Origin of the sequence: Agrobacterium vaccinii, assembly GCF_021310995.1 — a bacterium.
Taxonomy (GTDB): domain Bacteria; phylum Pseudomonadota; class Alphaproteobacteria; order Rhizobiales; family Rhizobiaceae; genus Agrobacterium; species Agrobacterium vaccinii.
Genome location: NZ_CP054150.1, coordinates 459,137 through 484,726, shown reverse-complemented (window position 1 = coordinate 484,726; position 25,590 = coordinate 459,137). Strand labels below are relative to the sequence as shown.

Here is a 25,590-nt window from a genome sequence, read left to right as displayed (position 1 = left end):
ACCGTCGAATGCCGCTATCAGCGTCCCGCTATCGTCATGCCTTCGATGGCGAGCGTCGGTGCGGCCACACCATACTTGCGGTCTATGTCGTTTGCGGGAGTGACCCGCATGAACATGTCCTTGAGGTTGGACGCAATCGTGACTTCGGAAACGGGGAAGGCCTTTTCGCCACCTTCGATCCAGAAACCGCTTGCGCCACAGCTATATTCGCCGGTCAGCAGATTGGCGCCATGGCCGATCAGTTCCGTTACGTAAAAGCCTGTGCCGACCTGCGCCATCAAATCCTTTGGCGAGATATCGCCCGGCTCCAGCGCCAGATTGGTGGAGGCCGGAGAGACGAGATTGCCGCCACGAACCCCACGGCCATTGGTTTCCAGCCCGATTTCGCGGGCGGTGGATGTGGACAGGAACCAGTGTTTCAGCACGCCGTCTTCGATCATCACGAGCTTTTCGCCACGCACGCCCTCGCCATCGAAGGGACGCGACGACGGGCCGCGCACGATCTGCGGATCGTCGGTGATAACAAGGCCTTTTTTCAGCACCTGCTGGCCCATCTTGTCACGCAGGAAGCTGGTCTTGCGGGCAACCGATGCGCCGTTGATGGCACCGGCAATGCTGCCGACAAAACCGCGTGCGATGCGCGGATCGAACACGACAGTGATATTGCTGCCGGTATCGACCTGACGCGGGTTGATGCGCTTGACTGCCTTTTCGCCTGCGCGGCGCCCGATATCGTCGGGCGTATCCAGATCGGCGAAGTAGAGACGGCTGTCGAAATCGTAATCGCGCTCCATCTTCGTGCCCTCGCCCGCGATGACGCTGACCGAGCGGCTGAAACGGCTTCCCATATAGCTGCCCGAAAATCCGTGCGACGTAACCAGAACAAGGCCGCCCATGCCGCTGGACGCGCCGGCGCCCGACGAATTGCTGACACCGGGAACCGCAAGCGCTGCTTCTTCCGCAGCCAGTGCCGCCTCGCGTAACTGATCCGTGGAGACTTCCGTCGGGTCGAACAGTTGCAGGTCGTCATAGGAAGTGGCCAGACGCTCCTTGTCCGCAAGGCAAGCGAAGGGGTCTTCCGGCGACACTTTCGCCATCGCCACGGCGCGTTCGGCCAGCGTCTTCAAGTCGAAACCCGGATTGGCCGAAACACTGGCAACCCGCTTGCCGACGAAAACGCGCAGGGAAAAGTCGTCACTTTCAGACGATTCCGTGCTCTCGACCTTGCCCAGGCGCACGCCAACGGATTGCGAGCGTGACCGCACGATCACGGCATCCGCCTCATCTGCACCGGCGCGACGCGCGAGGTCCACGAGTTCGCTTGCACGGTCGAGAAGATTGGAGGAATCGATTTCTGAGGACATGAGGAGGGCCTTTCGTTGACCTTCATTTATTGCGGCGCACCTGCCGCATCAAGGCCAAAGCGGCAATTCACCTGGATTTGAGGCGTTTACCTACGCCCCTACCCCATGACCCCTGTGATAAAGCTCCACCTGCATCTCGATCTGCCGCTTGAGATCGTCCTTGCTGACCTCGGATTCGGCCAGCACTTCATGCGCCTTTCTAAAGTCCAGCACCCGGAAGCGATTGACCGGTGGGCGCAGGAAAATATGGGGCGGGTGCATACGCAGCTTCAGCGAAATGACCGATTGCATCATCAACTGACTTGCTCCGAACAGGCTTTCGAAGCGGCTGGGCATCGTCGTGCCATCGCCTTCCGGCCCGCCGACGACGTCAACACCGATGACGATATCCGCCTTATCCAGCAAATGATCATAGGGAACCGGGTTGAAGATGCCGCCATCGATCATGATCCGGCCATTCATGCGGATGGGCATGAAGAGAGCCGGGATGGCAGACGATGCCGCAAGCGCTTGGCGCAGATCTCCCGTTTCCACGATGACTTCCGACTGATCGTAATAATCCGTCGCGGTCACTTTAAGCGGAATGGACAGCTCTTCGAAATTCTTCGGCAGTGCTGCGGGCAGGAGAGCATCGAGGATGAGTTCGAGATTGAACTGGCCCAGACGAAACCCGAAGGCGGTGTGGCGCATGGCAGCGGGCCCAAGGCTCCAGAGCCGATTGGCGACGCTGCCCTTTTTGCCCATCAGTTCCAGCATATAATCGCGGATATCGCGCCCGCGCATGCCTGCTGCCATGCCCGCGCCGATGATGGACCCAATGGAGGACCCGGCAATGGCGGTGGGGCGAATGCCCAACTCGTCCAGTGCTTCCACGATGTTGATGTGGCAGATTCCGCGTGCACCGCCGCCGCCCAATGCGAGTGCGAATGTCGGATCGCGGACCTCTTTGACCACCGCATCGCGTTTACGCTTCTTTTCGGAAAGTTTCTTTTTCTTAGCAGCCAAGAGAGGGGCCTCTCCTTCATGTCATCAGATGCCCCGCTCTATGACACAAAGACGACAGGAGAGTGACGGCGCGCAGCACAGGCGTGCGCGCCGTAAACGAAGACGCGCGTTAAGCGCTGTAGCGATAAAAGTGCATGCGGGAATCGCCGAAGGTGCGGCTTTCCAGATGCGTGAAAGTCGGATCGACCGTCACCAGCACATCGGCGCGCTCTTCCAAGATGACGAGTGCGCCCGGCGCGAGCCAGCCGCCCAGATGCGCCGCCAGAAGCGCCTTCTCACCGTGACCGAAGCCATAGGGAGGGTCGGCAAACAGCACGTTGAAGGGTTCGATATTGTTGACGCTACCGAGCTTGGTGGCATCGCGGCGCAAAATGCGCGCGCGGCCATGCAGGCCCAGAGCATCGATATTTTCCCAAAGGAGACCCCGGCCTTCGACGCCGTTTTCCACGAACAGCGCAACCCGGCAACCGCGCGACAGGGCTTCCAGCCCCACCGCACCGGTGCCCGCGAAAACATCGAGAATGCGCGTGCCATCCAGACTCTCTGGATAGGCATGGCTCAGGATGTTGAAGAGGCTTTCTCGCGTACGGTCGATGGTGGGTCTGATTGCATTCGATTTCGGAGCGGCCAAGGAACGGCCGCGAAATTCACCGCCTACGATCCGCATTACGCGTCATTCCCCTAGCGCCAGGAGGTTTGCCACCGGGGCCTTTGCCACCGGGACCGTTGCTTGGGCCGTTTCCGCCCGGACCTTTGCCACCAGGTCCCTTATTGCCGGGGCCCTTGCCGGAAAAGCCGCCTTCGGAACGCTCGCCACGCGGCTTTCCAAATGCAGGCTTGCCGCCGAAGCCACCCGGCTTGCCACCGGAAGGCCTGCCTTCACGCGGCTTGTCGCCAAAAGGTCTTGCTCCCCGCGTCTTATCGCCGAACGGGCGGTCGCCACGGGGACGGTCACCCTCCTCGCGTGGCTTGCGATCGCCGTAAGGCCGCTCGCCGCTACGGGCCGGACGATCACCGAATGATCTCTCTGCACGCGCTGGGCGATCACCACGGTCTGGGCGATCCCCGAAGGAACGTTCGCCAGCATCGCGCGGCTTGCGGTCGCCATATGGGCGGTCGCTTCGTTCACCACCACGGGACGGGCGGTCGCTGAACGGTCGCTCGGAACGGTTGGGGCGGTCTCCAGACGGTCTGTCAGTGCGGGCCGGACGGTCACCGAAGGAGCGTTCGCCGCGCGGGCGGTCGGAACGTTCACCCACAACACGCGGTTTGCGGTCGCCGGATGGCCGGTCACCGCGATCACCACCGCGAGCTGGACGGTCACCAAAGGATTTCTCGCCGCGTTCGCCTCTGCCGCGTCCACGGCTTTCGTCCTGCGCAGGCTTGTCGGCGCGAATCCATTCGCCGTCACCGTCCCTGTGTCTGACGATGGCGCGACGGGCATCGGCTTCTGCCGATGGTTTGAAGACGCTTTCGGCTTCGGCGCGCACGGACTTGCGCTCCTTGCCATCGCGCGTTGGTCTTGCACCCGGCGCCATCCACACATTGGCCGTGCGGTTGCTGCCCATCTGAGGACGCTTGGGACGATCATCGTCCCGCTCGTCATCACGACCCTTGGCGAAAGGTTTGCCGGGACGTTTTGCATCCGGCTTGCCCTGCGCACGATCACGCGGATTGTCGCGCTTTTCAGCGAAATTGCCGCCGCGTGGGTTCTGCTCCGCATCGCCGCGCTTCGTCCATTCGGACTTCACGGGACGCTGGGCAGGCGCTTCGTCGTCATCGGTGACGGCATCGTAGATTGGCGCATCGAAGTTCGCACCGGCGGCCTCGATGAGGCGTGGGCCAAGCTGATCGCGCAGCATGCGGCCGCGCACTTCCACGACCTGGCTCTCCGGCAGGTCACCCAGCTGAAACGGACCATAGGAAATACGGATGAGGCGGTTGACCTCAAGACCGATGGCGCCCAGCACGTTCTTAATCTCACGGTTCTTGCCTTCGCGCAGACCCATGGTGATCCAGACATTGTGGCCCTGAGTACGATCGAGCGTTGCCTCGATGGCACCGTAGAGCACGCCATCGACGGCAATGCCGTCCTTCAGCTTGTCGAGAGCAGCCTGATCGACCTCACCATAGGCGCGCACGCGGTAACGGCGCAGCCAGCCGGTGGTCGGCAATTCCAGAACGCGCGACAGGCCGCCGTCATTGGTCAGCAGCAGCAGGCCTTCCGTGTTGATATCCAGACGTCCGATGGACAAAACGCGGGGAAGCTCCTTCGGCAGATTGTCGAAAACGGTCGGGCGACCCTCGGGATCGGAATTCGTCGTCACCAGGCCGGATGGCTTGTGATAGAGCCAAAGCCGCGTGCGTTCGGCACCACGGATCGGTTCGCCATCGACCTCTATCTTGTCATCCAGGGTGGCGTTGACCGCAGGGCTTTCCAGCTTGACGCCGTTCAGCGAAACGCGACCTTCCATGATCATGCGCTCGACATCGCGGCGCGAGGCCACGCCTGCGCGCGCCATGATCTTGGAGATGCGCTCTGGTTTCGTCGGCGCGGTCTCCGAAACGACGGTCTCCGCCTTCGCGACGAAAGGCTTTTTCTCACGCGCCGCATCGGGCTTGCCAGTGGAATTCGGCTTCCGGTCCCGGTCGAATGTCTTGGCCCCGCCGCGCGGCGGCTTGTCTTTGAATGTCATTTGTTGTTTGCCTGTTGTTTGCCGTGTCCTATCAGTTCGTGCGGCACTGGTTAAGAGGAAATTGCAAGAACGATGGCGGAAACGACGCATTTCATGGACTTTGCCCTCTCGCAGGCGCGTGCTGCTGCCCAGCGCGATGAAGTCCCTATCGGCGCCGTGCTGGTGCTGGATGGTCGCATCATCGCCAGTTCAGGCAACCGCACCCGCGAATTGAACGATGTAACCGCCCACGCCGAAATCGCCGTCATTCGCATGGCTTGCGAAGAACTGGGGCAGGAACGGCTGCCGGGGGCAGACCTTTATGTGACGCTGGAGCCCTGCACCATGTGCGCCGCTGCCATATCCTTCGCACGCATCCGCCGCCTGTATTACGGCGCAAACGACGTGAAAGGCGGGGCTGTGGAAAGTGGCGTGCGGTTCTTCAACCAGCCCACCTGTCACCACGCGCCGGAGGTCTATTCCGGCCTTGGCGAGACGGAGAGTGCGGAGATTTTACGGGAGTTTTTTCAAGGGAAGCGTGGGGAGTGAGGCTGTGAAAATGCTTCTTTTCCGTCATGCCGGGCTTGACCCGGCATCCAGTAGAACTGCGTCTGTAACGAGAAAGAGTCTTTTGCGATCAAAGACTTGATCGAACTGGACCCCGCATCGAGTGCGGGGTGACGAAGGTTGGGGGGAGTGCCCCCTCATCCGGCCCTTCGGGCCATCTTCACCCAAACGGGGAGAAGAGACCGTGCGTCAGCCCAACCCTTACTGGAACGGGTTCCACCAGCTCTTGCCGGTGTTGGCCATGGCCGCATTCTTCTTGCGTTCTTTTTCTTTTTTCGCTTCCGGCGTGCCGAGATCGGCCAGCTGATCCTGCGGCACGTTGCGGTATTCGACCGGTGGGTCGGTCAGGAACTTGCGCTGGTTGGTGTTGACGACCGAGCCACCCTTCGCGTCAGCCTTGGCCTTGCGGAAGGCTTCCCACTTCTGGGTCTCGGTCATCTGACCGTTGGTGCCGTTACCGGCCAGCAATGGCGAACGGTAATTCGGGTTGTCGCGGTTTTCGTCGGCTTCCTTGCGCAGGCGTTCACGCGCCTCTTCCGGCGTCTCAGGCCATTGCGGGTTCGTCTCGCGGTTGGCAAGGCTCTGCTGCGGCTGCGTTAGCTGTTCGCCACGCGCCTGTGCAGGCACGACGAGGCCCGGACGGGGATTGTACTTCACATTGCGCTTGGACTGATCGCCGGTAATGGACGTCGCGTTGCCAAGGTCGTCTACCAATTGCTCAGCAGCAGTCTTGCCCGTGCCATAGGTGGGGCTGGTGCACGCGCTCAGTGCCAGGCTGACAGATATTGCGCCCGCAATGGTGCTGTACATGCGAAAACTCTGCGTCATGCTCATTGAAACCCTTCCGCCCTAGCCGTCCCGACGACCGGCAGCCCGCATTGATGCTAAAATTCCGGCCAATTTCAGGCAGGTTTACCGGATGAATGGCCAAAGTGCAATTCATCCGGTACTTTTCTTAGAGCGCCACACCCAATTCGCGAAGCGCAGCGGCGTCGCGCGCCGAAACGTCAGGAAACGCCGCGTCGGAGCCGACATCGGTGGTGATGCGCCAGGAACGGGCGCATTTGCGGCCTTCGGCAAGCTTCTGCTCGACGGAAACCTTCTGCACTTCGTTCAGACGGAAGCCATCTGCCGGGCCTTCACCCGACACAACGGAGATGGCCGAGGTGATGCAGATTTCCGCAAAATCCTGACCATCCAGTGCAGCCATCAGCTCGGCATCGGCAATGTGCACGACGGGAGCCGCTTCCAGCGACGAACCGATGCGCTTTTCGCGGCGTTCGACTTCCAGCGCGCCAGTTACCACCGTGCGAACCTTGCGGATTTTATCCCACTTGGCTTCCAGCGCCTCGTTCTTCCATTCCGCCGGGACTTCGGGGAACTGAACGAGATGCACGGACTCGGCATCCGGGTAACGCGAAAGCCATGCCTCCTCCGTGGTGAACGGCAGCATGGGCGCGAGCCATGTGACGAGGCAATCGAACAGCTTTGCGATGACCGACAGTGAGGCGCGGCGCTTCAGCGACGATGGCGCGTCGCAATAGAGCGCATCCTTGCGGATATCGAAGTAGAAGGCCGACAGCTCGACATTGGCGAAATCGATCAGCGCGCGGGTGATCTTCTTGAAGTCGAAAGCATCGTAACCGTCACGCACGACCTTATCCAGCTCCGACAGACGGTGCAGCATCAGCTGTTCCAGTTCCGGCAGATCGGCATAGGCAATGTCATCGCCCGTATCGTGGGCCAGCGTGCCCAGCATCCAGCGGATGGTGTTGCGCAGCTTGCGATAGGCATCGATGTTGGTCTGGATGATGGCCTTGCCCAGACGCTGGTCTTCCCAATAATCCGTGGTCATGACCCACAGACGCAGGATATCCGCGCCTGACTCTTTCATCACGTCCTGTGGAGCGACCACGTTGCCAAGCGACTTGGACTGCTTGCGGCCCTGCTCGTCCATGGTGAAACCGTGGGTGACGACGGCGTTGTAAGGCGCACGACCACGCGTCGCGCAGCTTTCCAGCAGCGACGAGTGGAACCAGCCACGATGCTGATCGGAGCCTTCAAGATAGACATCGGCAGGCCACTTCATATCTGGCCGGTCTTCGAGCGTGAAGGTGTGGGTGCAACCCGAGTCGAACCAGACGTCGAGGATATCGCGCACCTGCATCCATGGTTCACCGGCACGGTTGCCAAGGAAGCGCTCGCGTGCGCCATCGGCAAACCACGCATCGGCACCTTCGGCCTCGAAGGCTTCGATGATGCGGGCATTGACGGCTTCGTCCAGCAGCACTTCGCCCTTTTCATCGGCAAACACAGCGATGGGAACGCCCCAGGCGCGCTGACGCGAGAGAACCCAATCCGGGCGGTTCTCGATCATGGCGCGCAGGCGGTTCTGGCCAGCGGCAGGCACGAAACGGGTGTCATCGATGGCCGACAGGGAGCGCGAGCGCAGCGTGGTGCCATCGCCCAGTTCCTTGTCCATATAGACGAACCATTGCGGCGTGTTGCGGAAGATGACCGGCTTCTTGGAGCGCCAGCTATGCGGATAGCTGTGCTTCAGACGGCCACGGGCAAAAAGGTTGTTGGCGCCGATCAGCGCCTTGATGACACGCTCGTTTGCATCACCCTTCTTGCCGTTATCGTCCATCACGCGGGCAGCACCGCCTTCGGCGGATGGGCCGAAACCGGGCGCGTCTTCGGTGTAGAAGCCGTCATCGCCAACAGGGAACGGGATTTTAGTGGATATCCCACGATCTTCAAGCTCGCGAACCTTTGACGTCCATGCATCAAAGTCTTCGCGACCATGGCTTGGTGCGGTGTGGACGAAGCCAGTACCGGCATCATCGGTGACGTGATCGCCATCGAGAAGCGGGACGGCGAAGTCGTAACCGAGATTGACCAGCGGATGGGCACAGGTGATCGCACCGAGTTCGTCCGTCGTGACGGGCCGAACCAGCTTGAATGTCAGCTTTGCTTTCTTCGCCGCTTCGTCGGCAAGCTTGGTGGCGAAGATCAGCTTTTCACCGGGCTGCGGACCGAAATCGTTTTCTGCCGTTTCCACTTCGAACAGGCCGTAAGGGAAGCGCGAGGAGAAGGAGATCGCCCGGTTGCCGGGGATGGTCCAAGGCGTTGTAGTCCAGATGACGACGGATGCGTATTCCAAGTCATTTAGTGCGTTTGAGACAGGCATCTCCCGCTTCGTGCCCGACAAGAATTCCGCCTTCGCAGCACCCTCAACACTCTCAACCGGGAACTTCACCCAGATCATGTCGCTTTCGACATCCGCATACTCGACCTCGGCCTCAGCCAAAGCCGTGCGCTCGACAACCGACCACATGACCGGCTTCGACCCGCGATACAGCTGGCCGCTCTTGGCGATCTTCAGCAGCTCGCCAGCGATGCGGGCTTCCGCGTGGAAGTTCATGGTCGTGTAGGGGTTTTCGAAATCGCCTTCGATGCCGAGACGCTTGAATTCCTCCGACTGCTTCGCGATCCAGCCAGCGGCGAACTCACGGCATTCCTGACGGAATTCGTTGATCGGGACTTCGTCCTTGTTCTTGCCCTTGGCGCGGTAGGCTTCCTCGATCTTCCACTCGATGGGAAGGCCGTGGCAGTCCCAGCCGGGGACATAGTTGCTGTCAAACCCACGCATCTGGAACGAGCGGGTGATGACGTCTTTGAGGATCTTGTTCAGCGCATGGCCGATATGGATGTTGCCGTTGGCATAGGGAGGGCCATCATGCAGCACGAATTTTTCGCGGCCAGCGGCGGAAGCGCGCAGCTTCTTGTAAAGGCCCATCTGCTGCCAGCGGGCAACCGTCTCGGGCTCTTTCTGCGGCAGACCGGCACGCATCGGAAAATCCGTCTGCGGCAGGTACAGCGTGGTGGAGTAGTCGATCGTCTGTGCGGTGTCGTTCATGATCATACCGTTATGCGGCGCCCCCTCATTCAAGCTGAGAGGTCGCGCCGTCTTGAGTGCAAGAGGGCAAAAGCGGAAGGCGCTCAAGGCAAGCGCCGAAATCCCGGACCTTTCGGCTGCTTACTGCGCGCGAAAGGCCGGGCCAATAATTCGGGAAATGAACGTCAACCGAAATTGGTACATTCGCAATGTTTATGTGTTTTTCCGGTAAAAAGGAAGAGGTTAAGGGCACGAATATGCCCTTGTTGGCCGACAAAACCGCTGGCCAAGCATCAAAAGGAAAGCCTCGCGTCCAACTCTCCCAGCGGCGTCACACCTGACAACAACGCCCTCGCCTCTTCCTCGTCGCGCTTGATCTGAGCGACCAGAGCTTCCAGCCCGTCGAATTTCAGCTCGTCGCGCAGATGGCCGAAAAAGGAGACCGAGCAAATCTCGCCATAGAGATCGCCGGAAAAATCGAAGAGAAAGGTTTCCAGAAGGGCCGCGCCATCCTCCGTCACCGTCGGGCGATAGCCGAAGCTGGCGACGCCATCATACAGGCTCCCATCCGCCCGGCGGAAACGCACCGCGTAAATACCGGGCTTCAGTTCCGTTTCCGGTGGCAACGCCATGTTGGCGGTGGGATAACCCAGCGTGCGGCCCAGCTTCTGCCCGCCGATGACTTCCGCTTCGACGGTGTAGCGATATCCCAGCAGGCCAGCGGCACCGGCAACATCGCCTTGCGCCAGCAAGTCCCGGATGCGGCTGGAGGAGACGACTTCTGCCCCTTCATCGCGGAAGGAATCGATCAGCATCACATCGAAGCCGTGCCTTTTCCCGGCGGCCATCAGATAGGCCGGGCCACCTTCGCGTCCCTTGCCGAAGTGGAAATCGACGCCGGTGACGACGGCACTTGCACCCAGCCAGTCGACCAGAATGGATTTGACGAAATCTTCCGCAGACCGCTGCGAAAAATCCCGGTCAAACGGGTATTCGATGACGGAGTTGAACCCTTCGGCTTCCAGCACCCGCGCCTTGACAGACGCAGGTGTGAGGCGGAAGACCGGCGTCTCGGGGCGAAACACGGTGCGCGGATGCGGCTCGAATGTGAGCACCAGAGCCGGGACGTTGCGCGACGCGGCAAGCTCCAGCGCACGGTCCAGCACGGCGCGGTGGCCACGATGGACACCGTCGAAATTGCCAATGGCGATGACGCCGCCCTTCAGGTTTTCGGGCAGCGGTTCCTTCTTTTCATTGCGATGAAACACGGTCATGGGCAGACTCTATTCCGATGCCACACAGTTAGGCAAGACGTGGCATCCACCAGCCGGGAGCGGCGTTCTGACTTTTGAGATAGGCATTCAGCAGCGCCTCGTCCGTCTCACCGTTCAGCGTATATTCCGCCGCATGAATGCCGCCGCTGATATAGAGAAGCTGGAGGCCTGCATTGATGGCACCCTTTACATCCGTCGGCATACCATCGCCGATGGCCAGCACCCGGTCTTTCGCAAAATCGCCACGCACCTCTTTGGCCGCTGTCATGCAGGCCTCGTAGATCGGCGAATGCGGCTTGCCCGCTATGCGAACCTCACCACCCAATTGCTCGTAGTAAGCGGCGACGGCTCCGGCACAGGGAATGATGCGCTCGCCACGCTCCACCACCAGATCGGGGTTGGCGCAGATCATCGGCACGCCGCGGGCAACGAAGCCTTTGAGCATCTCCGTATAATCTTCCGGCGTTTCCGTCTCGTCATCGAAGAAGCCGGTGCAGACGACGGCTGTCGCCTCTGCTTCCAGCGCGATCTCGACGTCGAGACCGTCCATCAGCGGCAGGTCGCGCTCTGGTCCCAGCAGGAAGACTTTTTTCGGCCCTTGCGCAATCAATTCGCGCGTCACATCGCCCGAGGTGATGATGCGGTCATAGGCGCTATCGGGAACTCCCAGCGCCCGCAACTGCGGGATGACGCCCGGCGCCGGGCGCGGAGAATTGGTAATGAGGACGACCGTCTTGCCCGCCTTACGCGCGGCTTCCAGCGCAGTGGCGGCGTGGGGAAACGCGACAACACCGTTGTGCAACACGCCCCAGACATCGGACAGAACGACGTCGAACCGATCTGTGATTTCGCCAAGGGTGGAAATGCGGTGGGCCATGAGCTGCTTCCAGACTTTCAAAAATGCCAGATTTTCCAAAAATGCTTGGGGGTGACATGGCAAACCGGCACGCCGATTACAAGCAAAAAGGTGTCTCAGCGCCCAAGGCGTAAAAACGAAAACTCGCCTTATTGCACTGCAACATATTGCGATCACACGCCTGACGTGTTTTAAAGCAGTGGGGCTGGCTTACTCAACCGAGGAGCCATCGATGAAGAGAATTGACCAACTCGAGGGTCTTCGCGGTCTTTTGGCCGCATGGGTTGTTCTGGTTCACCTGCTGCCCGCAGCCGGTATCGATCCAGACAGCATGGGTGCGCTGAAACCGCTGATCAACGAGAAAATCCGGGTGCAAATCTTCTGCATCATGAGCGGTTTCGTGATTTTCGTCATGATGTCCTCGTTGTCGGAAGACTATTCCACCTACATCACACGCCGCATCAAACGCATTTATCCCGTCTATATTTTCGCGTTTTTCCTGTCGATCGGTTTTGCATGGGTCGCCTATCAGGCGCTGCTAACCGCTGATTTCAACAGTGTGCGCAATGCAGGCCGCATCGCCATTCTCGACCGCAGTTTCGAAAGCTGGGAAATGCACACGCTTGCTCATATGACCATGCTGCACGGCATCATTCCCGATAGCTGGTTGCCGCTGGGGGCCTATGCGTTTTTGGGGCAGGCGTGGAATATTTCCACGGAATTCCAGTTCTATCTCATCGCGCCGCTGGCCTTCTGGTGCCTTCACCATTCCAGCAATCTTGTACGCGCAGGCTTTGTGGTCGCCTCCGTCATGGGCGTCTGGTATTTCCGCCATTGGCCGAACGGGGCGATCCTCGCCAATTACGCGATCTATTTCGCGTCGGGCATTGCCAGCTATTATCTCTGGAAAATGCGCTGGGACGACCAGCCCTTCATGTCGCCGCCCGTGGTCCTGCCACTGGCGGCCATCGTCGGCTATTTCGATCTGGCCATCGGCGCATGGATTTTCGTCTTCACCAGCGCCATCATGGTGCGCGACAAGGGCCGCAAGAAGGGTTTCGTGGCGATGTTTCTGGAGCATCCCGTCATGATGTTCCTCGGCACCGTCTCCTATTCGCTCTATCTGCTGCACATGATCCCGCTCTATGGCTGGATGTATGTGCTGAACGATCAGGGGTTCAGCCAGGGCACCTATTTCGCCATGCTGGCGGCGCTGACCTTCGCCACCGCCATTCCCTTCTCCTACCTTGCGCACAAATATGTGGAGCGGCCCTTCTATACGTCGAAAAGCCAGCGCGCGTCATCCAACGCAGGTGGGAAGGCGACGATGAGGCCTGCTGTCGAGGGCAAATAATCGTTGGTGCCGCCGTGCTATCGCGGCGGCACATCACATCAGCCAGAGGCGAAGAACACCGCCTGCGATGCCAAGCGCCAGCACCGGCACCATGCCGACTTTCCAGCGCATCAGCATCAGTAGAGACAAGGCGAGAAGCACGGTCGCGAAGGGATCAAGCGTGTTCCAGACCGGCCAGGATATGCCGGGGCCGAAGCTGGGGACGATGGCGATGCGCTTGACCTCACCAAACAGCACATGCAGCCCGAACCAGATGGAAAGGTTGAGAATGACACCAACAACCGCCGCCGTGATGGCTGACAGAGCTGCCGACAGCGCGCGATTGTTGCGCAGTTTTTCGACATAGGGTGCGCCGAGGAAAATGAAGATGAAGCTGGGCACGAATGTCGCCCAGGCGGTTACCGTCGCACCGAGAATACCTGCGACCATCGGGTCCAGCCATTCCGCGTGGCGGAAACCGGCGAGAAAGCCGATATAGGGCAGCACCAGCACCAGAGGACCGGGCGTGGCTTCGGCCAGCGCCAGACCATCCAGCATTTCGCCGGGGCTGAGCCATCCATGGGTTTCCACCGCCACCTGCGCGACATAGGCCAGCACCGCATAGGCACCGCCGAAGGTAACGACCGCCATGCGCGAGAAGAAGCTTTGCAGGGTCGCTAAGGTTTCCGGTGCGGAGAAGAGAAAGATCAGGGCCAACGGTATCTGCCAGATCACCAGCCCCAGCACGAGCCCCCTCACCCGCGACAGCAGCATGACGGGCGTGGCCTCCGCGTCGTCCTCAGTCTCCGCCTGTCCGATCTGATCGCCCCGTCGCGCTCTCAGAAAACCGAGCAGACCGGCGGCAAAAATGACGAGCGGAAACGGCAGTCCGAAGACGAATAGCGCAATAAAAGCAGCAGCGGCGATGGCCGCCAGAAAGCGGCTGACCAGCGCCCGTTTCGCCACCCGGATCAAGGCTTCGATGACGATAGCCAGCACGCAGGCTTTGAGGCCAAACAAAAGGCCGGGCAGCCAGTGCGTGTCCTGATACAGACAGTAGGCGGCGGCGAGCGCAACGATGGCGAAGAAGCCCGGCAGGATGAACAACGTTCCCGCGATGATGCCGCCGCGCACGCCATGCATAAGCCAGCCGATATAGGTGGCCAGTTGTTGCGCCTCCGGCCCCGGCAGCAACATGCAATAATTGAGGGCGTGCATGAAGCGCGCATCAGATACCCAGCGTTTCTCATCCACCAGAACGCGGTGCATCATGCCGATCTGGCCTGCTGGTCCGCCAAAGCTGAGGCAACCGATGCGGGCGAAGACCGATGTGAGTTCGGCGAGAGATGGTTTGGCAGTCGGTGGCGGGCTTACAAAATCTGTCATGAACCGCTGATAACCATTTTATGTGAAATATTTCCGACAGGCCGTTCTTGACTCGTCACAGCGGCACCCCTATCTCTGCCTCGCTAGCACTCTCCAATGAAGAGTGCTAACAATCATCACTCGGACCTTTTTGTGAGGTTCGTTCAGGTCATTTGATCGAGGGATTAGACTAATGACAAGCACAACTTTCCGCCCGCTGCATGACCGCGTCGTTGTTCGTCGCGTTGAGTCTGAAGCAAAGACCAAGGGCGGCATCATCATTCCAGATACCGCCAAGGAAAAGCCACAGGAAGGCGAAATCGTCGCTGTTGGCACCGGCGCTCGCGACGATAGCGGCAAGCTCGTTCCTTTGGACGTGAAGGCTGGCGACCGCGTTCTGTTCGGCAAGTGGTCCGGCACAGAAGTCAAGCTCGACGGCGAAGACCTTCTGATCATGAAGGAATCCGACATCATGGGCGTTATCGGCTGATTTAGCCGGTTCTTCTCACCTTTCCATGACAACCAATGGGCAATGAGCCCGGGAGTTTTCTACAATGGCAGCTAAAGAAATTAAATTCGGCCGCACAGCGCGCGAAAAGATGCTCAAGGGCGTCGACGTCCTCGCAGACGCAGTGAAGGTAACGCTCGGTCCTAAGGGTCGTAACGTCATCATCGACAAGTCCTTTGGCGCACCGCGCATCACCAAGGACGGCGTTTCTGTCGCCAAGGAAATCGAACTCGAAGACAAGTTCGAAAACATGGGCGCGCAGATGGTCCGCGAAGTTGCTTCGAAGACCAACGACATTGCCGGTGACGGCACCACGACTGCGACCGTTCTTGCACAGGCCATCGTTCGCGAAGGCAACAAGGCAGTTGCTGCCGGCATGAACCCGATGGACCTCAAGCGCGGTATCGACCTCGCTGTGTCCGAAGTCGTCAAGGACCTTCAGTCCAAGGCGAAGAAGATCTCCACGTCTGAAGAAGTTGCACAGGTCGGCACGATCTCTGCAAACGGCGACACGCAGGTCGGCAAGGATATTGCCGAAGCCATGCAGAAGGTTGGCAACGAAGGCGTTATCACCGTCGAAGAAGCCAAGACCGCCGAAACAGAACTCGAAGTCGTTGAAGGCATGCAGTTCGACCGCGGTTACCTGTCGCCTTACTTCGTCACCAACCCTGAAAAGATGGTTGCTGACCTGGAAGACGCTTACATTCTTCTCCACGAGAAGAAGCTTTCGAACCTTCAGGCCATGCTGCCTGTTCTCGAAGCTGTCGTTCAGACCGGCAAGCCACTCGTCATCATCGCTGAAGACGTTGAAGGCGAAGCTCTTGCTACGCTCGTCGTCAACAAGCTGCGTGGCGGCCTGAAGATTGCTGCTGTCAAGGCTCCTGGCTTCGGCGATCGCCGCAAGGCCATGCTAGAAGACATCGCGATCCTGACCGGCGGTACGGTTATCTCCGAAGATATCGGCATCAAGCTCGAAAACGTCACGCTCGACATGCTCGGCAAGGCGAAGAAGGTTTCGATCTCCAAGGAAAACACAACGATCGTTGACGGCTCCGGCCAGAAGACCGACATCGAAGGCCGCGTTGCCCAGATCAAGGCTCAGATCGAAGAAACATCTTCCGATTACGACCGCGAAAAGCTGCAGGAACGTCTTGCCAAGCTCGCTGGCGGCGTTGCCGTTATCCGCGTTGGCGGCTCCACGGAAATCGAAGTGAAGGAACGCAAGGACCGCATCGACGACGCTCTGAACGCGACGCGCGCTGCTGTTCAGGAAGGCATCGTCCCAGGCGGCGGTACTGCTCTTCTGCGCTCTTCCACGAAGATCACCGTCAAGGGTGCAAACGACGACCAGGAAGCTGGCATCAACATCGTTCGCCGCGCTCTTCAGTCGCTGGTTCGCCAGATCGCTGAAAACGCAGGTGACGAAGCCTCCATCGTTGTTGGCAAGATCCTCGAAAAGAACGAAGAGAACTGGGGCTACAACGCCCAGACCTCCGAGTATGGCGACATGATTGCCATGGGTATCGTCGACCCGGTCAAGGTTGTTCGCACAGCCCTGCAGAACGCAGCTTCGGTTGCTTCCCTGCTGATCACGACAGAAGCCATGATTGCAGAACTTCCTAAGAAGGAATCTGCAATGCCACAGATGCCTGGCGGCGGCATGGGCGGTATGGACTTCTAAGAAGTCTTACCCTCTGGAATACGGAAAGGCGGTCCTCACGGGCCGCCTTTTTTGCTTGTAGACGTCTTGCGATTAAATCCGTAGTGATGCACCACCGGGGCGCGCATTTTAGACGCACCAGGAGGGACTATGACAAAGGTCGAAGACGTTGCTGAACAAGAGCCATTCCGCCGTTCAGAAGTGGTCCTACGCCTCGTGTGTCTGTGCCTTTGCCTCGTGTTATATAGCTTTGGTTATGCCGCAGGCGTTATCCTATCATTGCCGCTTCCTGTGCCAGATAATATGGTTTCGCTTCTATTCGCTCTCACCAAGGACGCATTCTTCAGCAAACAGACGATGGTTTTTTTTGCGGTCGCAGCGTCCTGCGGCAGGCCACTCGAACGACCGTCGCCATCGAAGGGCCCGTATCTGAAATTTCCCGGCTGGCTTTTAAAACAGCCCTATGCCGGAATAGGCCTTGGCTTGACGATCTTCATCTCACCTTTGCTGATTGCCATCGGCTTTTCCGGCATTTCCTACATACTTGCGGTAGGCTTCATTCTCTATTTCACACCGACACTGCTGTCCCTTGGGCTTGCGGGCGCGGCACCTCTTTTGACCGCATCGGCGTTGGCCGGTTTCTTTCTCGCCAAGCTGGCTTTCTTCATCCCAATCGTCAAAACCTGCGAAGGCGACAAATCAGTCGAACTGTACTCCGGCGCTCTCGTCCCATGCGAAGATTACGTCTATCTCAAGGGAATCGAGGGCTTTGTTATTCGCCATGAGAACGCATCCGTTTTCGTGCCGCAGGAAAATCTTGCGCCATCCGCCTTTGACGTTGTTGAAACGGGTCTTCTAAGCTTAATTGATTGAGCGAGATGGCTTTCAACGACTGTCTTCAAATAGTGAACAATATGTCTTCATTCGTTTATCTTTCTTAGCTCTCTGAAATCCGGCAGAAGTGTTTCCAGAATTTATAACGGGCTTGAGAAACCGCCCGTCAACCGGAGACGCCCCAATGTCCAACACTCAGAACGCACTCGTGCTCGTCGCGCGTATTCTTCTGTCCTTCATCTTTATCTTCTCCGGCTTCGGCAAGCTAACGGATCCTGCCGGTACGGCTGGCATGATCACCGGCGCTGGCCTGCCTGCCGCAACCGCTCTTGCTTATCTCGCTGGCGCATTCGAGTTGGTCACAGGTCTTGCCATTCTCGTCGGCTTCCAGACGAAGATCGCCGCATGGGCACTGGCCGCCTTCTGCGTGTTTACCGGTCTGGTCTTCCACAGCGGCACTGTTGCCGTTCCCGGCTGGCCTGATGCCGCTCTGGGCTGGATCAACACGCTGAACGGCATCATGCTGATGAAGAACATCACGCTGGCTGGCGCTTACATCCTGCTTGCCACCTTCGGCGCTGGTGCCTACTCGCTCGACGCACGCCGTGGCCTCAGCCTCGCCCGCGCATAAGCTGCTCGTCCGTTCATGAAAAAGGCCGCTGGAGCGATCCGGCGGCCTTTTTGTTTGGATCAAATTCCAATTCTCAGACGGCAGACTTCAGCCGCGAAACGATATCGGCCACCACCGCATCACCCTCATGTTCCGGCTTGCGCGCCCGCACGAAGCAGGCTTCCGAGCGCAGAATGATGCCGTCGGTCAGGATTTTCAAATGGTTGGCCTTGAGCGTCGACCCGGTGGAGGTGATATCGACGATGATATCGGCCTGCCCTGCCGCCGGTGCACCTTCGGTGGCCCCTAAGCTTTCCACGATGCGGTAAAGCTGGATGCCGTGCTGGCGCGAAAAGAACTGCTGGGTCAGCCGCCAGTATTTGGTGGCGATGGCGAGGCGACGGCCATGGCGGGCGCGAAATTCGGAGGCGACATCGCCAAGATCGGCCATGCTGTCGACATCCAGCCAAATCTCCGGCACGGCGACGACGACATCGGCATGGCCGAAGCCGAGCCGGGCGCAGAACTCGACGCGGTTTTCGACATCGCTCAAATCCTCGCGCACGAGGTCTTCACCGGTGACGCCGAAATCCACAGTGCCATTACCGATTTCGCGGGCGATTTCGGAGGCCGAGAGATAGGCGATTTCTATATCGTCGCGCCCTTCGATGCGTCCACGATAGGAGCGGTCATTGCCGATGGCGACAACCTTGAGGCCCGCCCGCTCCAGAATGGCGGAGGAATCTTCCTTCATGCGGCCCTTGGAGGGCAGAGCAATGGTGATGGTCATGGTTTGGCCCTCACGGCTTCGATGCGATCCAGCCAGAGCGAGAACCCGACCGCCGGTATTTTGTCTTTTGCGCCGAGCAGCGTCATCAGCCGATCAAACCGACCTCCACCTGCCAGAACGGCACTCTCGCCTTCTACGCCGACTTCGAAAACGAGGCCGGTGTAGTAATCCAGCGGACGACCGAAGGCGGCACCGTAGGTGATCGCATCAAGATCGAGACCGCCATTTGCAAGCGCTGCGACACGGGCGTCGAAGGCAGACAAGGCGCCATCCAGTTTCAGTTTCGCCTTATCGGCAAATTCGGACAGCGTCTGCGATGCCTGCGACAGCGGGGCTTGCAGGGATAGAAACTGTTTCAGCAGCTCGAAACTTTCATCCGGCAGGCGCGTGGCGGCCAGTGCCAGCTTTTCCCGCAGACGGCGGGCGATTTCCTGCGGCGCGCGGCTGGCATTGGTGGAATAGCCCGTGTCCTGCATGACGCTGTCGATATACTCGACCAGCACCTTTTCTTCGCCCGTGGCCAGCAAACCAGCGACGCGCGCATCGAGCCCCGTCATGGGTTTGGGGCTGACGAGGCTTTGCAGCAGCGCTTCCAACTGCTTCGTATCGCCAAAGGCCTGCACCAGCCGCTTTTGCCAGCCTTGCGGCAAGCCGAGGGCGGCGACGACCGCTTCGAACACCTGCTGGTCACCCAGCGTCACCGTCAGTTTGCGACCGGGAAGAATCCGCGCCAGAATGCCGATGGCATCGCTGATGGCGCGTGCATCGGCGCTGGCGACATCGGTATCGCCCAAGTCTTCGATGCCGGCCTGATAAAACTCGTTTGCACCTTCACGGCGCTGGCGGAAGACTTCGCCCAGATAGGAATAACGCTTGGGCGTGCCGGTTGCGGTTTCGATGTGGCGCAGGCAGACGGGAATGGTGAATTCCGGGCGCAGGCACAGGCTTTCGCCCGTTTCACTCTCCGTCAGAAAAATTCGGCGGCGCAGGTCTTCGCCAGCCATGTCTAGGAACGGTTCGGCTGGTTGAATGACCGGGGTGTTGACGCGCGCTGTCTTGCGGGCGGCGAATTCATCCAAGAGATCTGCGGAGAAGTCGGGCATATCGATCAGAGGCATGGACGATCTCCTGCGCAGAGTGCGGGATACCCCCCTCTGCCCTGCCGGGCATCTCCCCCACAAGGAGGGAGATCGGCAAGACGTAAGCTCCTTGCCCCTTCCGCAGCGTTAAAGATGGCCGAGACGGCGCTACGGTTCGATCTCCCCACCTGTGGGGGAGATGCCCGGCAGGGCAGAGGGGGGCTGGCTGGGCTCATCGCTTAATTGCCTTGCGCCCGCTGGCGATCTTCCGCCTGCGCCGCCAGAATCTCTTTCACCTTCGCGACGAGTTCCGCTTCCGGTACGGTTTCCTGTGCGACACGGGCTTCACGCCAAGCAACATTGTCCTCGATCTCGCCCGACAGGCGCTTGCCCTCGATCAGGTCCTTGATCTGCACGACGTTCTCGGCACGTTCGTCGCCACCCTGAATGATCGCGATGGGGGCGCCCATGCGGTCGGCATATTTCAGCTGATTGCCGAATTTCTTCCAGTTCCCCTGATACATTTCGGCGCGAATGCCTTCCTTGCGCAGTGCCTGCGTGAAGCGCTGGTAGCGTCCCATGCTCTCCACATCGCCATCCATGACGGTGACGAGGACGGGTGCGAGCGGCTTGACCTGACCCAGCTTGCCAAGGTTCTTCAGCGCCGTCATCAGACGCGAAACGCCGATGGAAAAGCCTGTTGCGGGAACCGGCTGACCCATGAAGCGCGATACCAGACCATCATAACGGCCACCACCGCCGACCGAGCCGAAAACGACTTTTTCGCCTTTTTCGTTGGTGACGTCGAAGGTGAGTTCGGCTTCGTAGACAGGGCCGGTGTAGTATTCGAGGCCACGGACTACAGAGGGGTCGATCTTGATGCGGTCGGCATAACCAGCCGCATTGAAGAGCATACCCATCTGAAGCAGTTCTTTGTATCCCTCGAAGCCGCTTAGGGTAGCGTCAGCATCGCCGCCGAATTTTTGGAAGGCTGAACGCAATACTCCAAGTGGCAGTGAGTAGACTCCTGCCTCCTCGGTTTTAGCCCTGCTCACGTCCTCTTCTGTCGGCACGCGATAGTTTGGCTTCGTAAAATCGTCACTGGTGAACGCAGAAGTCCGACCTTCGAAACAGGCAAACAAGAATTCGAATTTCTCAATTTGTTCGGAAGATAAACCCGCCCCTTTCGTGAAATCGCCGGATTCATCCTTGCGACCGTTACCAAGCAAAAGCTTAACGCCCTCAGGTCCGAATTTGTCGAGCTTATCTATTGCACGCATAACGGTAAGTCGCTGGGCAGCTAATTCTTCTCCACCCAAACCGATGGCCTCCATTAAGCCATCGAGGACTTTGCGGTTATTGACCCGAATGACATACTGGCCCTTCAGCCCCAGCGCTTCCATTACATCAGCCATCATCATGCACATTTCAGCATCGGCAGACACGCCCGGCGCACCGACGCTATCGGCATCGAACTGCATGAACTGGCGGAAGCGGCCGGGGCCGGGCTTTTCGTTGCGAAAAACGTAACCAGCGCGGTAAGTGCGGAAGGGTAGCTGTATCTCGTTGAAGTTCTCAGCCACATGGCGGGCGAGTGGGGCAGTGAGGTCGTAGCGCAGGCTCATCCACTGGTCGTCGTCATCGGTCAGCGAAAACACGCCTTCGTTGGGGCGGTCGCTATCGGGCAGGAACTTGCCGAGCGCATCGGTGTATTCGAACAGCGGCGTCTCGATGGGATCGAAACCGTAGAGTTCGTAGACGCCACGGATCTTCTCGATCATCTCGTTGGCGGCATGGATATCGGCGCTCGAGCGGTCCACGAAGCCGCGCGGCAGGCGGGCTTTCAGTTTCTGAGGCTTTTTTGCTTTTTCGCTCATGGGGCCGGTCCAATTATCTCTTGAAATCAAGCCGGTGTCATAGAGGACGAAGCCCTGTGCGGCAAGGCCGCAGCGGTGCAGTTTTACTGGCGTGGCGATGGAAAAGATGCTAGCTGGGATACACGCATCCCACTCCACTGCCGGGAGAAGAACTCAATGAGCAAACAGACCGCCATTCGCCTGCCCGATGACACCTATGAGCGCCTGAAAGCGCTGTCCGAACGCACGGGCCGCACATCCACCTATTACATCCGCGAGGCCATCGAAAAGCACATCGAGGATATGGAGGATTTGTATCTGGCAGAAGAAGCGACGCGGCAGATACAGCGCGGTCAGTCCAAAATCATCAGCGCGGAGGAGATGTGGCGTGACGTGGAAAATTGAGTACCACTCGGATTTTCGAACGAAAGTCGCAGACATCGATCCAAGTCTTCGCCACCGCATCCGCTCGTTTTTGCATGAGCAGGTGGCGGTCTTGGACGACCCGCGCAAAATCGGCGCAAATCTTGGCAACTACTGGCGATATTGGGAAAGCGGTTTGCGGCTCATTTGCGATATTCACGATCAAAAGCGGTCCATACTCGTCATCGAAATCGGCCACCTGCCCAAGAAGTCTATCGCTGAACCATGATCCTCGAAGCCATCAATTACGCCGCGACATACCGCAAGACGCCGCCTGAATTTCGGCCCTATATCCGCTATTCCGTCAATCTGTGGGCGCGGGCCAACCGGTGCGGAAAAGCTTGGGCCGAGCATGAGGACAACAGCAAGCGCTTCATTTTGTCCGCTGCGGCGAAGCTGAAACAGCGCCGCACGGCTGTCGTGCTGGGTTCCGGCCTGTTGCGGGATGTGCCGTTGCAGCAACTGGCTGCGGCCTTCGATACGGTGGTGCTGGTCGATCTGGTGCATCTCGCCAGCCTTCGCGCCAAGCTTTATGCTCGCCACAGCAGAACCGTGGTTCTGAACCACCGCGATCTCTCCGGTTATGACGATCTGAAAGCAGGCAAGCCGCTGGAGCCGTTAGGTTTTCTGCGGCTGGTGCCCTATCTCGACTTCGTCGTGTCGGCCAATCTTCTGTCGCAAATCGGCACCGGCATTCGCAACCGGCTGGAAAAGCAGCCTGATCCCGCGATGCCGCAGGACGCCTTGCCGCAGCTCATTCAGGCGCATCTGGATGGCCTGTCGGGTCTTCCCTGCAAGGCCTGCATTATCACCGATACCGCCTTCGAGGTCATTGATAAAAACGGCACGCGGCATCAGCAGGAAGACCTGTTGCATGGCGTGAGTATTCCGAAGAGTGCACGCAGCTGGGACTGGCCAGTGGTGCCGTTTGGCGAAGAAAGCCGCGATTATCAGATCATTCACAAAGTCGTTGCCAGCGAACTGACATGATTGTCCTATTTTCTTGATATTCCGCAGGATTGAACAAGGACCCACGATCACCATGAAGACCATTTCCCTCGCCGCCGCAATTGTCGTCTCGCTCATCATGCCAGCCTATGCGCAGGATAGCGGCAGCCATGCCGGCCACGACATGTCAAAGGCCGCAGCAGCAGACAGCCCCTCGACGAAAGCGTTCATGGAAGCCAGCAAGAAGATGCATGGCGATATGGCCATGGACTATACCGGCGATGCCGACGTGGATTTCGTGCGTGGCATGATCCCACATCATCAGGGCGCGATTGAAATGGCGAAGGTGCAATTGCAATACGGCAAAGACCCCGAAATCCGCAAACTGGCGGAAGAGGTCATCAAGGCGCAGGAAGCTGAGATAGCCATGATGAAAGAATGGCTGAAAGCCAGAGGTCACTAAAGGGTAGCTTAAGGCTGCCTCTCCACCGTGATGGTATAATTCGCCCCAAGCCCGCGGCGGGATGCGCTGAGAACGAGGATGGGGCGGATCAGCCATTCCGTGTCGGCCTTGGGTGTCAGCACCGCCGTGTTCTTGCCCGCATCGCTGAAAAAGATCGCGTCGTCCTCGGGCTTGGCGAAATCGAAGATCGCCATGACGACGAATTCGCTGCGACTGGTCAGCGTTACCTTCAGCGTTTCGCCCGCCTTGACCTTGACGCGGTAGACATCTCCCCTGCCCTGCCGCGTCCAGCCGTTGAGTACCAGCGGGCCGGAGGCGGGAAGCGCCGCCTGTTTCAGCGCCTCGCCATCATCAAGCCAGATACCATCGACATTGCGGCCTTCCGCATGGGCGGGAGCCGTCGCCGAGATGACGAGAAGAGACGCCAGAAGAATGTGTAAAAATCGGGTCACGGGCGTGAAAACTCCAGCCGTTGAGCATCGATGCGGGGGCGGCAGTGGCAACCTTCGATGTGGTCGTTGACCATACCCATGGCCTGCATGAAAGCATAGACTGTCGTCGGGCCGACAAAGCTCCAGCCGCGCTTCTTCAGGTCTTTCGACAGGCGCGTGGAGGCGGGCGTGATGGGGTTGGCGCGCAGGGTGGCGTAATCGAACACCGGCGGGCGCTCATCCGGCTGCGGCTCGAAGCGCCAGAAATAGCGGGCGAGTGACCCGAATTCATCGCGCATCTCGATGGCGCGGCGGGCATTGTTGATGGTGGAGACGATCTTGCCGCGATGGCGGATGATGCCCTTGTCGGACACGCAACGCTCGATATCCTCGTCTCCGAATTCCGCGACCTTGTCGAAATCGAAACCACAGAATGCGGCGCGAAAGGCTTCGCGCTTTCGCAGCACCGTCAGCCAGGACAGGCCGGACTGGAAGCCCTCAAGGCAAATCTTTTCGAACAGGCGCCTGTCGTCATCGACGGGGCGGCCCCATTCCTCATCATGGTATCTGGCATAGTCTTCCAGGCCCTGCTGCCAGAAGCAGCGGATCTTGCCATCTTCGCCCGTCATAAGGCCGGTTTCAGTCATGGAGCAGATGCCTTTGTGGTTGGTGACGCGGTGATTACCATTGATTCACTCTGTTTCAAAACCGCGCGCTAACCTTATTAAAAGGTTTCATCCAAATCGCGCCTTTTCATGATGTGCCATTTACCATTCGCTGTCTTAGAGGTGCGAACGTGATGATTATTTTCCGGTGTCATGTAGAGAGTCCACCCGATGTCGATGAAATCCGTTGTTCTGGCGCTGAGTTTCCTCTCAGCCATCTCCATGCCAGCCCTTGCCAATGATCGCTACCGGGAGCGCCCGCCGGTCGTCGTCAGCCCTGACCTTACTGCGCCGTGGGTCATGCAGCTTGGCGGCGGGCAAGTTCGCCCGGTCGTTTATCCGCAGCGCCCGGCATCTCGTTCGCTGTTCCAGCGTCCGGTGGCCCAACCGCGCCCACAGGCGGCTGCCGCCAGAACGGGTGATCCACGCCTGCGCATCGCCCCGCAGTTTCTGCCGCAGATGGTGCGATATGATGGCAAGGAAGCGCCCGGCACCATCGTTATCGATACGCCTAACCGGTTTCTTTATCTGGTGATGGCAGACGGCAAAGCGCGTCGCTACGGCGTCGGCGTCGGCAAGCCGGGTTTCGAATGGGCCGGTACGCACAAGATTACCCGCAAGAACGAATGGCCGGATTGGACGCCGCCAAAAGAGATGATCACCCGCGAGGCCGCCAAGGGACACTACCTGCCCGCCTATATGGAAGGCGGTCCGCAAAACCCGATGGGCGCGCGCGCCATGTATCTCGGCTCCACGCTGTACCGCATCCACGGCACCAACCAGCCATGGACCATTGGCAGCAACAATTCCTCAGGTTGTATCCGCATGCGCAATGAAGATGTGACCGATCTCTACGAGCGGGTGAATGTCGGCACCCGCGTGATTGTGATCTGATAGCAACGGTGAAGTCATTCCTTACGCCCAAAAGTAGAAAACGGGCGTAAAGAAAGTTGCTCTCTGAAAAAGATAGGTTAAGGTCCGGCCAT

Annotated in this window: 25 protein-coding genes; 11 read left to right on the top strand and 14 right to left on the bottom strand. The window is 59.1% G+C overall.

The annotated features are described in order from the left end of the window. Positions 1-17 precede the first annotated feature (17 nt). From HRR99_RS02310 to HRR99_RS02295, 4 genes are all read right to left on the bottom strand, one after another. Positions 18-1,364, bottom strand: coding sequence for a TldD/PmbA family protein (locus HRR99_RS02310; protein WP_233122607.1), 1,347 nt, complete (start codon positions 1,362-1,364; stop codon positions 18-20). Positions 1,365-1,454: 90 nt separating this feature from the next. Further along, entirely contained in the window at positions 1,455-2,318 is an 864-nt protein-coding gene (locus HRR99_RS02305; RefSeq protein ID WP_233123549.1) for a patatin-like phospholipase family protein, read from the bottom strand. Positions 2,319-2,478: 160 nt separating this feature from the next. Continuing rightward, entirely contained in the window at positions 2,479-3,036 is a 558-nt protein-coding gene (gene rsmD / locus HRR99_RS02300; RefSeq protein ID WP_233122606.1) for a 16S rRNA (guanine(966)-N(2))-methyltransferase RsmD, read from the bottom strand. Beyond that, a complete protein-coding gene (locus HRR99_RS02295) occupies positions 3,017-5,065 on the bottom strand; it encodes a pseudouridine synthase (RefSeq protein WP_233122605.1) in 2,049 nt (682 codons plus the stop codon). Before HRR99_RS02295 ends, rsmD begins: the two co-directional genes overlap by 20 nt. 72 nt (positions 5,066-5,137) lie before the next feature. Here HRR99_RS02295 and HRR99_RS02290 point away from each other — a divergent pair, with 72 nt between their 5' ends. After that, entirely contained in the window at positions 5,138-5,593 is a 456-nt protein-coding gene (locus HRR99_RS02290; protein WP_233122604.1) for a nucleoside deaminase, read from the top strand. Between the two features lie 219 nt (positions 5,594-5,812). Here HRR99_RS02290 and HRR99_RS02285 read toward each other — a convergent pair whose 3' ends face one another. The 4 genes from HRR99_RS02285 to HRR99_RS02270 form a co-directional block, all read right to left on the bottom strand. After that, positions 5,813-6,439: a hypothetical protein gene (locus HRR99_RS02285; RefSeq protein WP_422387325.1), complete on the bottom strand. Its 627-nt coding sequence runs from the start codon at positions 6,437-6,439 to the stop codon at positions 5,813-5,815. 127 nt (positions 6,440-6,566) lie between these two features. Beyond that, entirely contained in the window at positions 6,567-9,530 is a 2,964-nt protein-coding gene (ileS, locus tag HRR99_RS02280) for an isoleucine--tRNA ligase (protein WP_233122603.1), read from the bottom strand. A 272-nt stretch (positions 9,531-9,802) separates the two neighbouring features. Beyond that, positions 9,803-10,783 (bottom strand): bifunctional riboflavin kinase/FAD synthetase, encoded by a 981-nt coding sequence (locus tag HRR99_RS02275; RefSeq protein WP_233122602.1) that lies wholly within the window; start codon positions 10,781-10,783, stop codon positions 9,803-9,805. A 28-nt stretch (positions 10,784-10,811) separates the two neighbouring features. After that, complete coding sequence (locus HRR99_RS02270) at positions 10,812-11,660, bottom strand: TIGR01459 family HAD-type hydrolase (protein ID WP_233122601.1); 849 nt, start codon at positions 11,658-11,660, stop codon at positions 10,812-10,814. Between the two features lie 211 nt (positions 11,661-11,871). On the opposite strand from HRR99_RS02270, the gene HRR99_RS02265 reads away from it, so the two are divergent. Continuing rightward, positions 11,872-12,993, top strand: coding sequence for an acyltransferase family protein (locus tag HRR99_RS02265; protein WP_233122600.1), 1,122 nt, complete (start codon positions 11,872-11,874; stop codon positions 12,991-12,993). A 33-nt stretch (positions 12,994-13,026) separates the two neighbouring features. Here HRR99_RS02265 and chrA read toward each other — a convergent pair whose 3' ends face one another. Beyond that, complete coding sequence (chrA, locus tag HRR99_RS02260; protein WP_233122599.1) at positions 13,027-14,358, bottom strand: chromate efflux transporter; 1,332 nt, start codon at positions 14,356-14,358, stop codon at positions 13,027-13,029. Positions 14,359-14,530: 172 nt separating this feature from the next. On the opposite strand from chrA, the gene groES reads away from it, so the two are divergent. From groES to HRR99_RS02240, 4 genes are all read left to right on the top strand, one after another. Continuing rightward, a complete protein-coding gene (gene groES, locus HRR99_RS02255) occupies positions 14,531-14,827 on the top strand; it encodes a co-chaperone GroES (protein ID WP_045229730.1) in 297 nt (98 codons plus the stop codon). Between the two features lie 64 nt (positions 14,828-14,891). Beyond that, positions 14,892-16,526 carry a chaperonin GroEL gene (gene groL / locus HRR99_RS02250; RefSeq protein WP_065699728.1) on the top strand — a complete coding sequence of 545 codons (1,635 nt, stop codon included), beginning with the start codon at positions 14,892-14,894 and terminating at the stop codon, positions 16,524-16,526. 336 nt (positions 16,527-16,862) lie between these two features. After that, complete coding sequence (locus tag HRR99_RS02245) at positions 16,863-17,378, top strand: hypothetical protein (RefSeq protein WP_233122598.1); 516 nt, start codon at positions 16,863-16,865, stop codon at positions 17,376-17,378. A gap of 145 nt (positions 17,379-17,523) precedes the next feature. After that, complete coding sequence (locus HRR99_RS02240) at positions 17,524-17,970, top strand: DoxX family protein (protein WP_233122597.1); 447 nt, start codon at positions 17,524-17,526, stop codon at positions 17,968-17,970. A gap of 73 nt (positions 17,971-18,043) precedes the next feature. Here the strand turns inward: HRR99_RS02240 and hisG are convergent, their stop codons facing one another. The 3 genes from hisG to hisS form a co-directional block, all read right to left on the bottom strand. Beyond that, positions 18,044-18,739, bottom strand: coding sequence for an ATP phosphoribosyltransferase (hisG, locus tag HRR99_RS02235; protein WP_233122596.1), 696 nt, complete (start codon positions 18,737-18,739; stop codon positions 18,044-18,046). Then, the gene (locus tag HRR99_RS02230; protein WP_233122595.1) at positions 18,736-19,857 is read right to left on the bottom strand and encodes an ATP phosphoribosyltransferase regulatory subunit; all 1,122 of its coding nucleotides are present in this window, start codon (positions 19,855-19,857) and stop codon (positions 18,736-18,738) included. Before HRR99_RS02230 ends, hisG begins: the two co-directional genes overlap by 4 nt. Before the next feature lie 200 nt (positions 19,858-20,057). Continuing rightward, positions 20,058-21,695 carry a histidine--tRNA ligase gene (gene hisS / locus HRR99_RS02225; protein ID WP_233122594.1) on the bottom strand — a complete coding sequence of 546 codons (1,638 nt, stop codon included), beginning with the start codon at positions 21,693-21,695 and terminating at the stop codon, positions 20,058-20,060. 156 nt (positions 21,696-21,851) lie between these two features. Here hisS and relB point away from each other — a divergent pair, with 156 nt between their 5' ends. From relB to copM, 4 genes are read left to right on the top strand one after another with little or no spacing between them, the layout of a single operon-like run. Beyond that, positions 21,852-22,079, top strand: a complete 228-nt coding sequence (gene relB, locus HRR99_RS02220; RefSeq protein ID WP_233122593.1) for a type II toxin-antitoxin system RelB family antitoxin — start codon at positions 21,852-21,854, stop codon at positions 22,077-22,079. Next, a complete protein-coding gene (locus tag HRR99_RS02215; protein WP_233122592.1) occupies positions 22,063-22,326 on the top strand; it encodes a type II toxin-antitoxin system RelE family toxin in 264 nt (87 codons plus the stop codon). The genes relB and HRR99_RS02215 overlap by 17 nt, the downstream gene beginning before the upstream one ends. Continuing rightward, a complete protein-coding gene (locus tag HRR99_RS02210; RefSeq protein WP_233122591.1) occupies positions 22,323-23,087 on the top strand; it encodes a hypothetical protein in 765 nt (254 codons plus the stop codon). The genes HRR99_RS02215 and HRR99_RS02210 overlap by 4 nt, the downstream gene beginning before the upstream one ends. Before the next feature lie 46 nt (positions 23,088-23,133). Further along, positions 23,134-23,508: a CopM family metallochaperone gene (copM, locus tag HRR99_RS02205; RefSeq protein ID WP_233123547.1), complete on the top strand. Its 375-nt coding sequence runs from the start codon at positions 23,134-23,136 to the stop codon at positions 23,506-23,508. Positions 23,509-23,516: 8 nt separating this feature from the next. On the opposite strand, the gene HRR99_RS02200 is transcribed toward copM, so the two are convergent. Together HRR99_RS02200 and HRR99_RS02195 are read right to left on the bottom strand one after the other, a co-directional pair. Further along, on the bottom strand, positions 23,517-23,960 hold the full coding sequence (locus HRR99_RS02200) for an SH3 domain-containing protein (protein WP_233122590.1): 444 nt from the start codon (positions 23,958-23,960) through the stop codon (positions 23,517-23,519). Beyond that, entirely contained in the window at positions 23,957-24,586 is a 630-nt protein-coding gene (locus tag HRR99_RS02195) for a DNA-3-methyladenine glycosylase I (RefSeq protein ID WP_233122589.1), read from the bottom strand. Before HRR99_RS02195 ends, HRR99_RS02200 begins: the two co-directional genes overlap by 4 nt. A gap of 189 nt (positions 24,587-24,775) precedes the next feature. Between HRR99_RS02195 and HRR99_RS02190 the strand changes: the two genes are divergently transcribed. Then, positions 24,776-25,498 carry a L,D-transpeptidase gene (locus tag HRR99_RS02190; protein WP_233122588.1) on the top strand — a complete coding sequence of 241 codons (723 nt, stop codon included), beginning with the start codon at positions 24,776-24,778 and terminating at the stop codon, positions 25,496-25,498. The last annotated feature ends 92 nt before the right edge of the window (positions 25,499-25,590 follow it).

Excerpts from the sequence above, each read along its gene's own strand:
- HRR99_RS02310 (WP_233122607.1), bottom strand. The coding sequence starts at position 1,364 with ATGTCCTCAGAAATCGATTCCTCCAATCTTCTCGACCGTGCAAGCGAA.
- rsmD (WP_233122606.1), bottom strand. The coding sequence starts at position 3,036 with ATGCGGATCGTAGGCGGTGAATTTCGCGGCCGTTCCTTGGCCGCTCCG.
- HRR99_RS02295 (WP_233122605.1), bottom strand. The coding sequence starts at position 5,065 with ATGACATTCAAAGACAAGCCGCCGCGCGGCGGGGCCAAGACATTCGAC.
- HRR99_RS02290 (WP_233122604.1), top strand. The coding sequence starts at position 5,138 with ATGGCGGAAACGACGCATTTCATGGACTTTGCCCTCTCGCAGGCGCGT.
- HRR99_RS02285 (WP_422387325.1), bottom strand. The coding sequence starts at position 6,439 with ATGACGCAGAGTTTTCGCATGTACAGCACCATTGCGGGCGCAATATCT.
- ileS (WP_233122603.1), bottom strand. The coding sequence starts at position 9,530 with ATGAACGACACCGCACAGACGATCGACTACTCCACCACGCTGTACCTG.
- HRR99_RS02275 (WP_233122602.1), bottom strand. The coding sequence starts at position 10,783 with ATGACCGTGTTTCATCGCAATGAAAAGAAGGAACCGCTGCCCGAAAAC.
- HRR99_RS02270 (WP_233122601.1), bottom strand. The coding sequence starts at position 11,660 with ATGGCCCACCGCATTTCCACCCTTGGCGAAATCACAGATCGGTTCGAC.
- HRR99_RS02265 (WP_233122600.1), top strand. The coding sequence starts at position 11,872 with ATGAAGAGAATTGACCAACTCGAGGGTCTTCGCGGTCTTTTGGCCGCA.
- chrA (WP_233122599.1), bottom strand. The coding sequence starts at position 14,358 with ATGACAGATTTTGTAAGCCCGCCACCGACTGCCAAACCATCTCTCGCC.
- groES (WP_045229730.1), top strand. The coding sequence starts at position 14,531 with ATGACAAGCACAACTTTCCGCCCGCTGCATGACCGCGTCGTTGTTCGT.
- groL (WP_065699728.1), top strand. The coding sequence starts at position 14,892 with ATGGCAGCTAAAGAAATTAAATTCGGCCGCACAGCGCGCGAAAAGATG.
- HRR99_RS02245 (WP_233122598.1), top strand. The coding sequence starts at position 16,863 with ATGGTTTTTTTTGCGGTCGCAGCGTCCTGCGGCAGGCCACTCGAACGA.
- HRR99_RS02240 (WP_233122597.1), top strand. The coding sequence starts at position 17,524 with ATGTCCAACACTCAGAACGCACTCGTGCTCGTCGCGCGTATTCTTCTG.
- hisG (WP_233122596.1), bottom strand. The coding sequence starts at position 18,739 with ATGACCATCACCATTGCTCTGCCCTCCAAGGGCCGCATGAAGGAAGAT.
- HRR99_RS02230 (WP_233122595.1), bottom strand. The coding sequence starts at position 19,857 with ATGCCTCTGATCGATATGCCCGACTTCTCCGCAGATCTCTTGGATGAA.
- hisS (WP_233122594.1), bottom strand. The coding sequence starts at position 21,695 with ATGAGCGAAAAAGCAAAAAAGCCTCAGAAACTGAAAGCCCGCCTGCCG.
- relB (WP_233122593.1), top strand. The coding sequence starts at position 21,852 with ATGAGCAAACAGACCGCCATTCGCCTGCCCGATGACACCTATGAGCGC.
- HRR99_RS02210 (WP_233122591.1), top strand. The coding sequence starts at position 22,323 with ATGATCCTCGAAGCCATCAATTACGCCGCGACATACCGCAAGACGCCG.
- HRR99_RS02195 (WP_233122589.1), bottom strand. The coding sequence starts at position 24,586 with ATGACTGAAACCGGCCTTATGACGGGCGAAGATGGCAAGATCCGCTGC.
- HRR99_RS02190 (WP_233122588.1), top strand. The coding sequence starts at position 24,776 with ATGTCGATGAAATCCGTTGTTCTGGCGCTGAGTTTCCTCTCAGCCATC.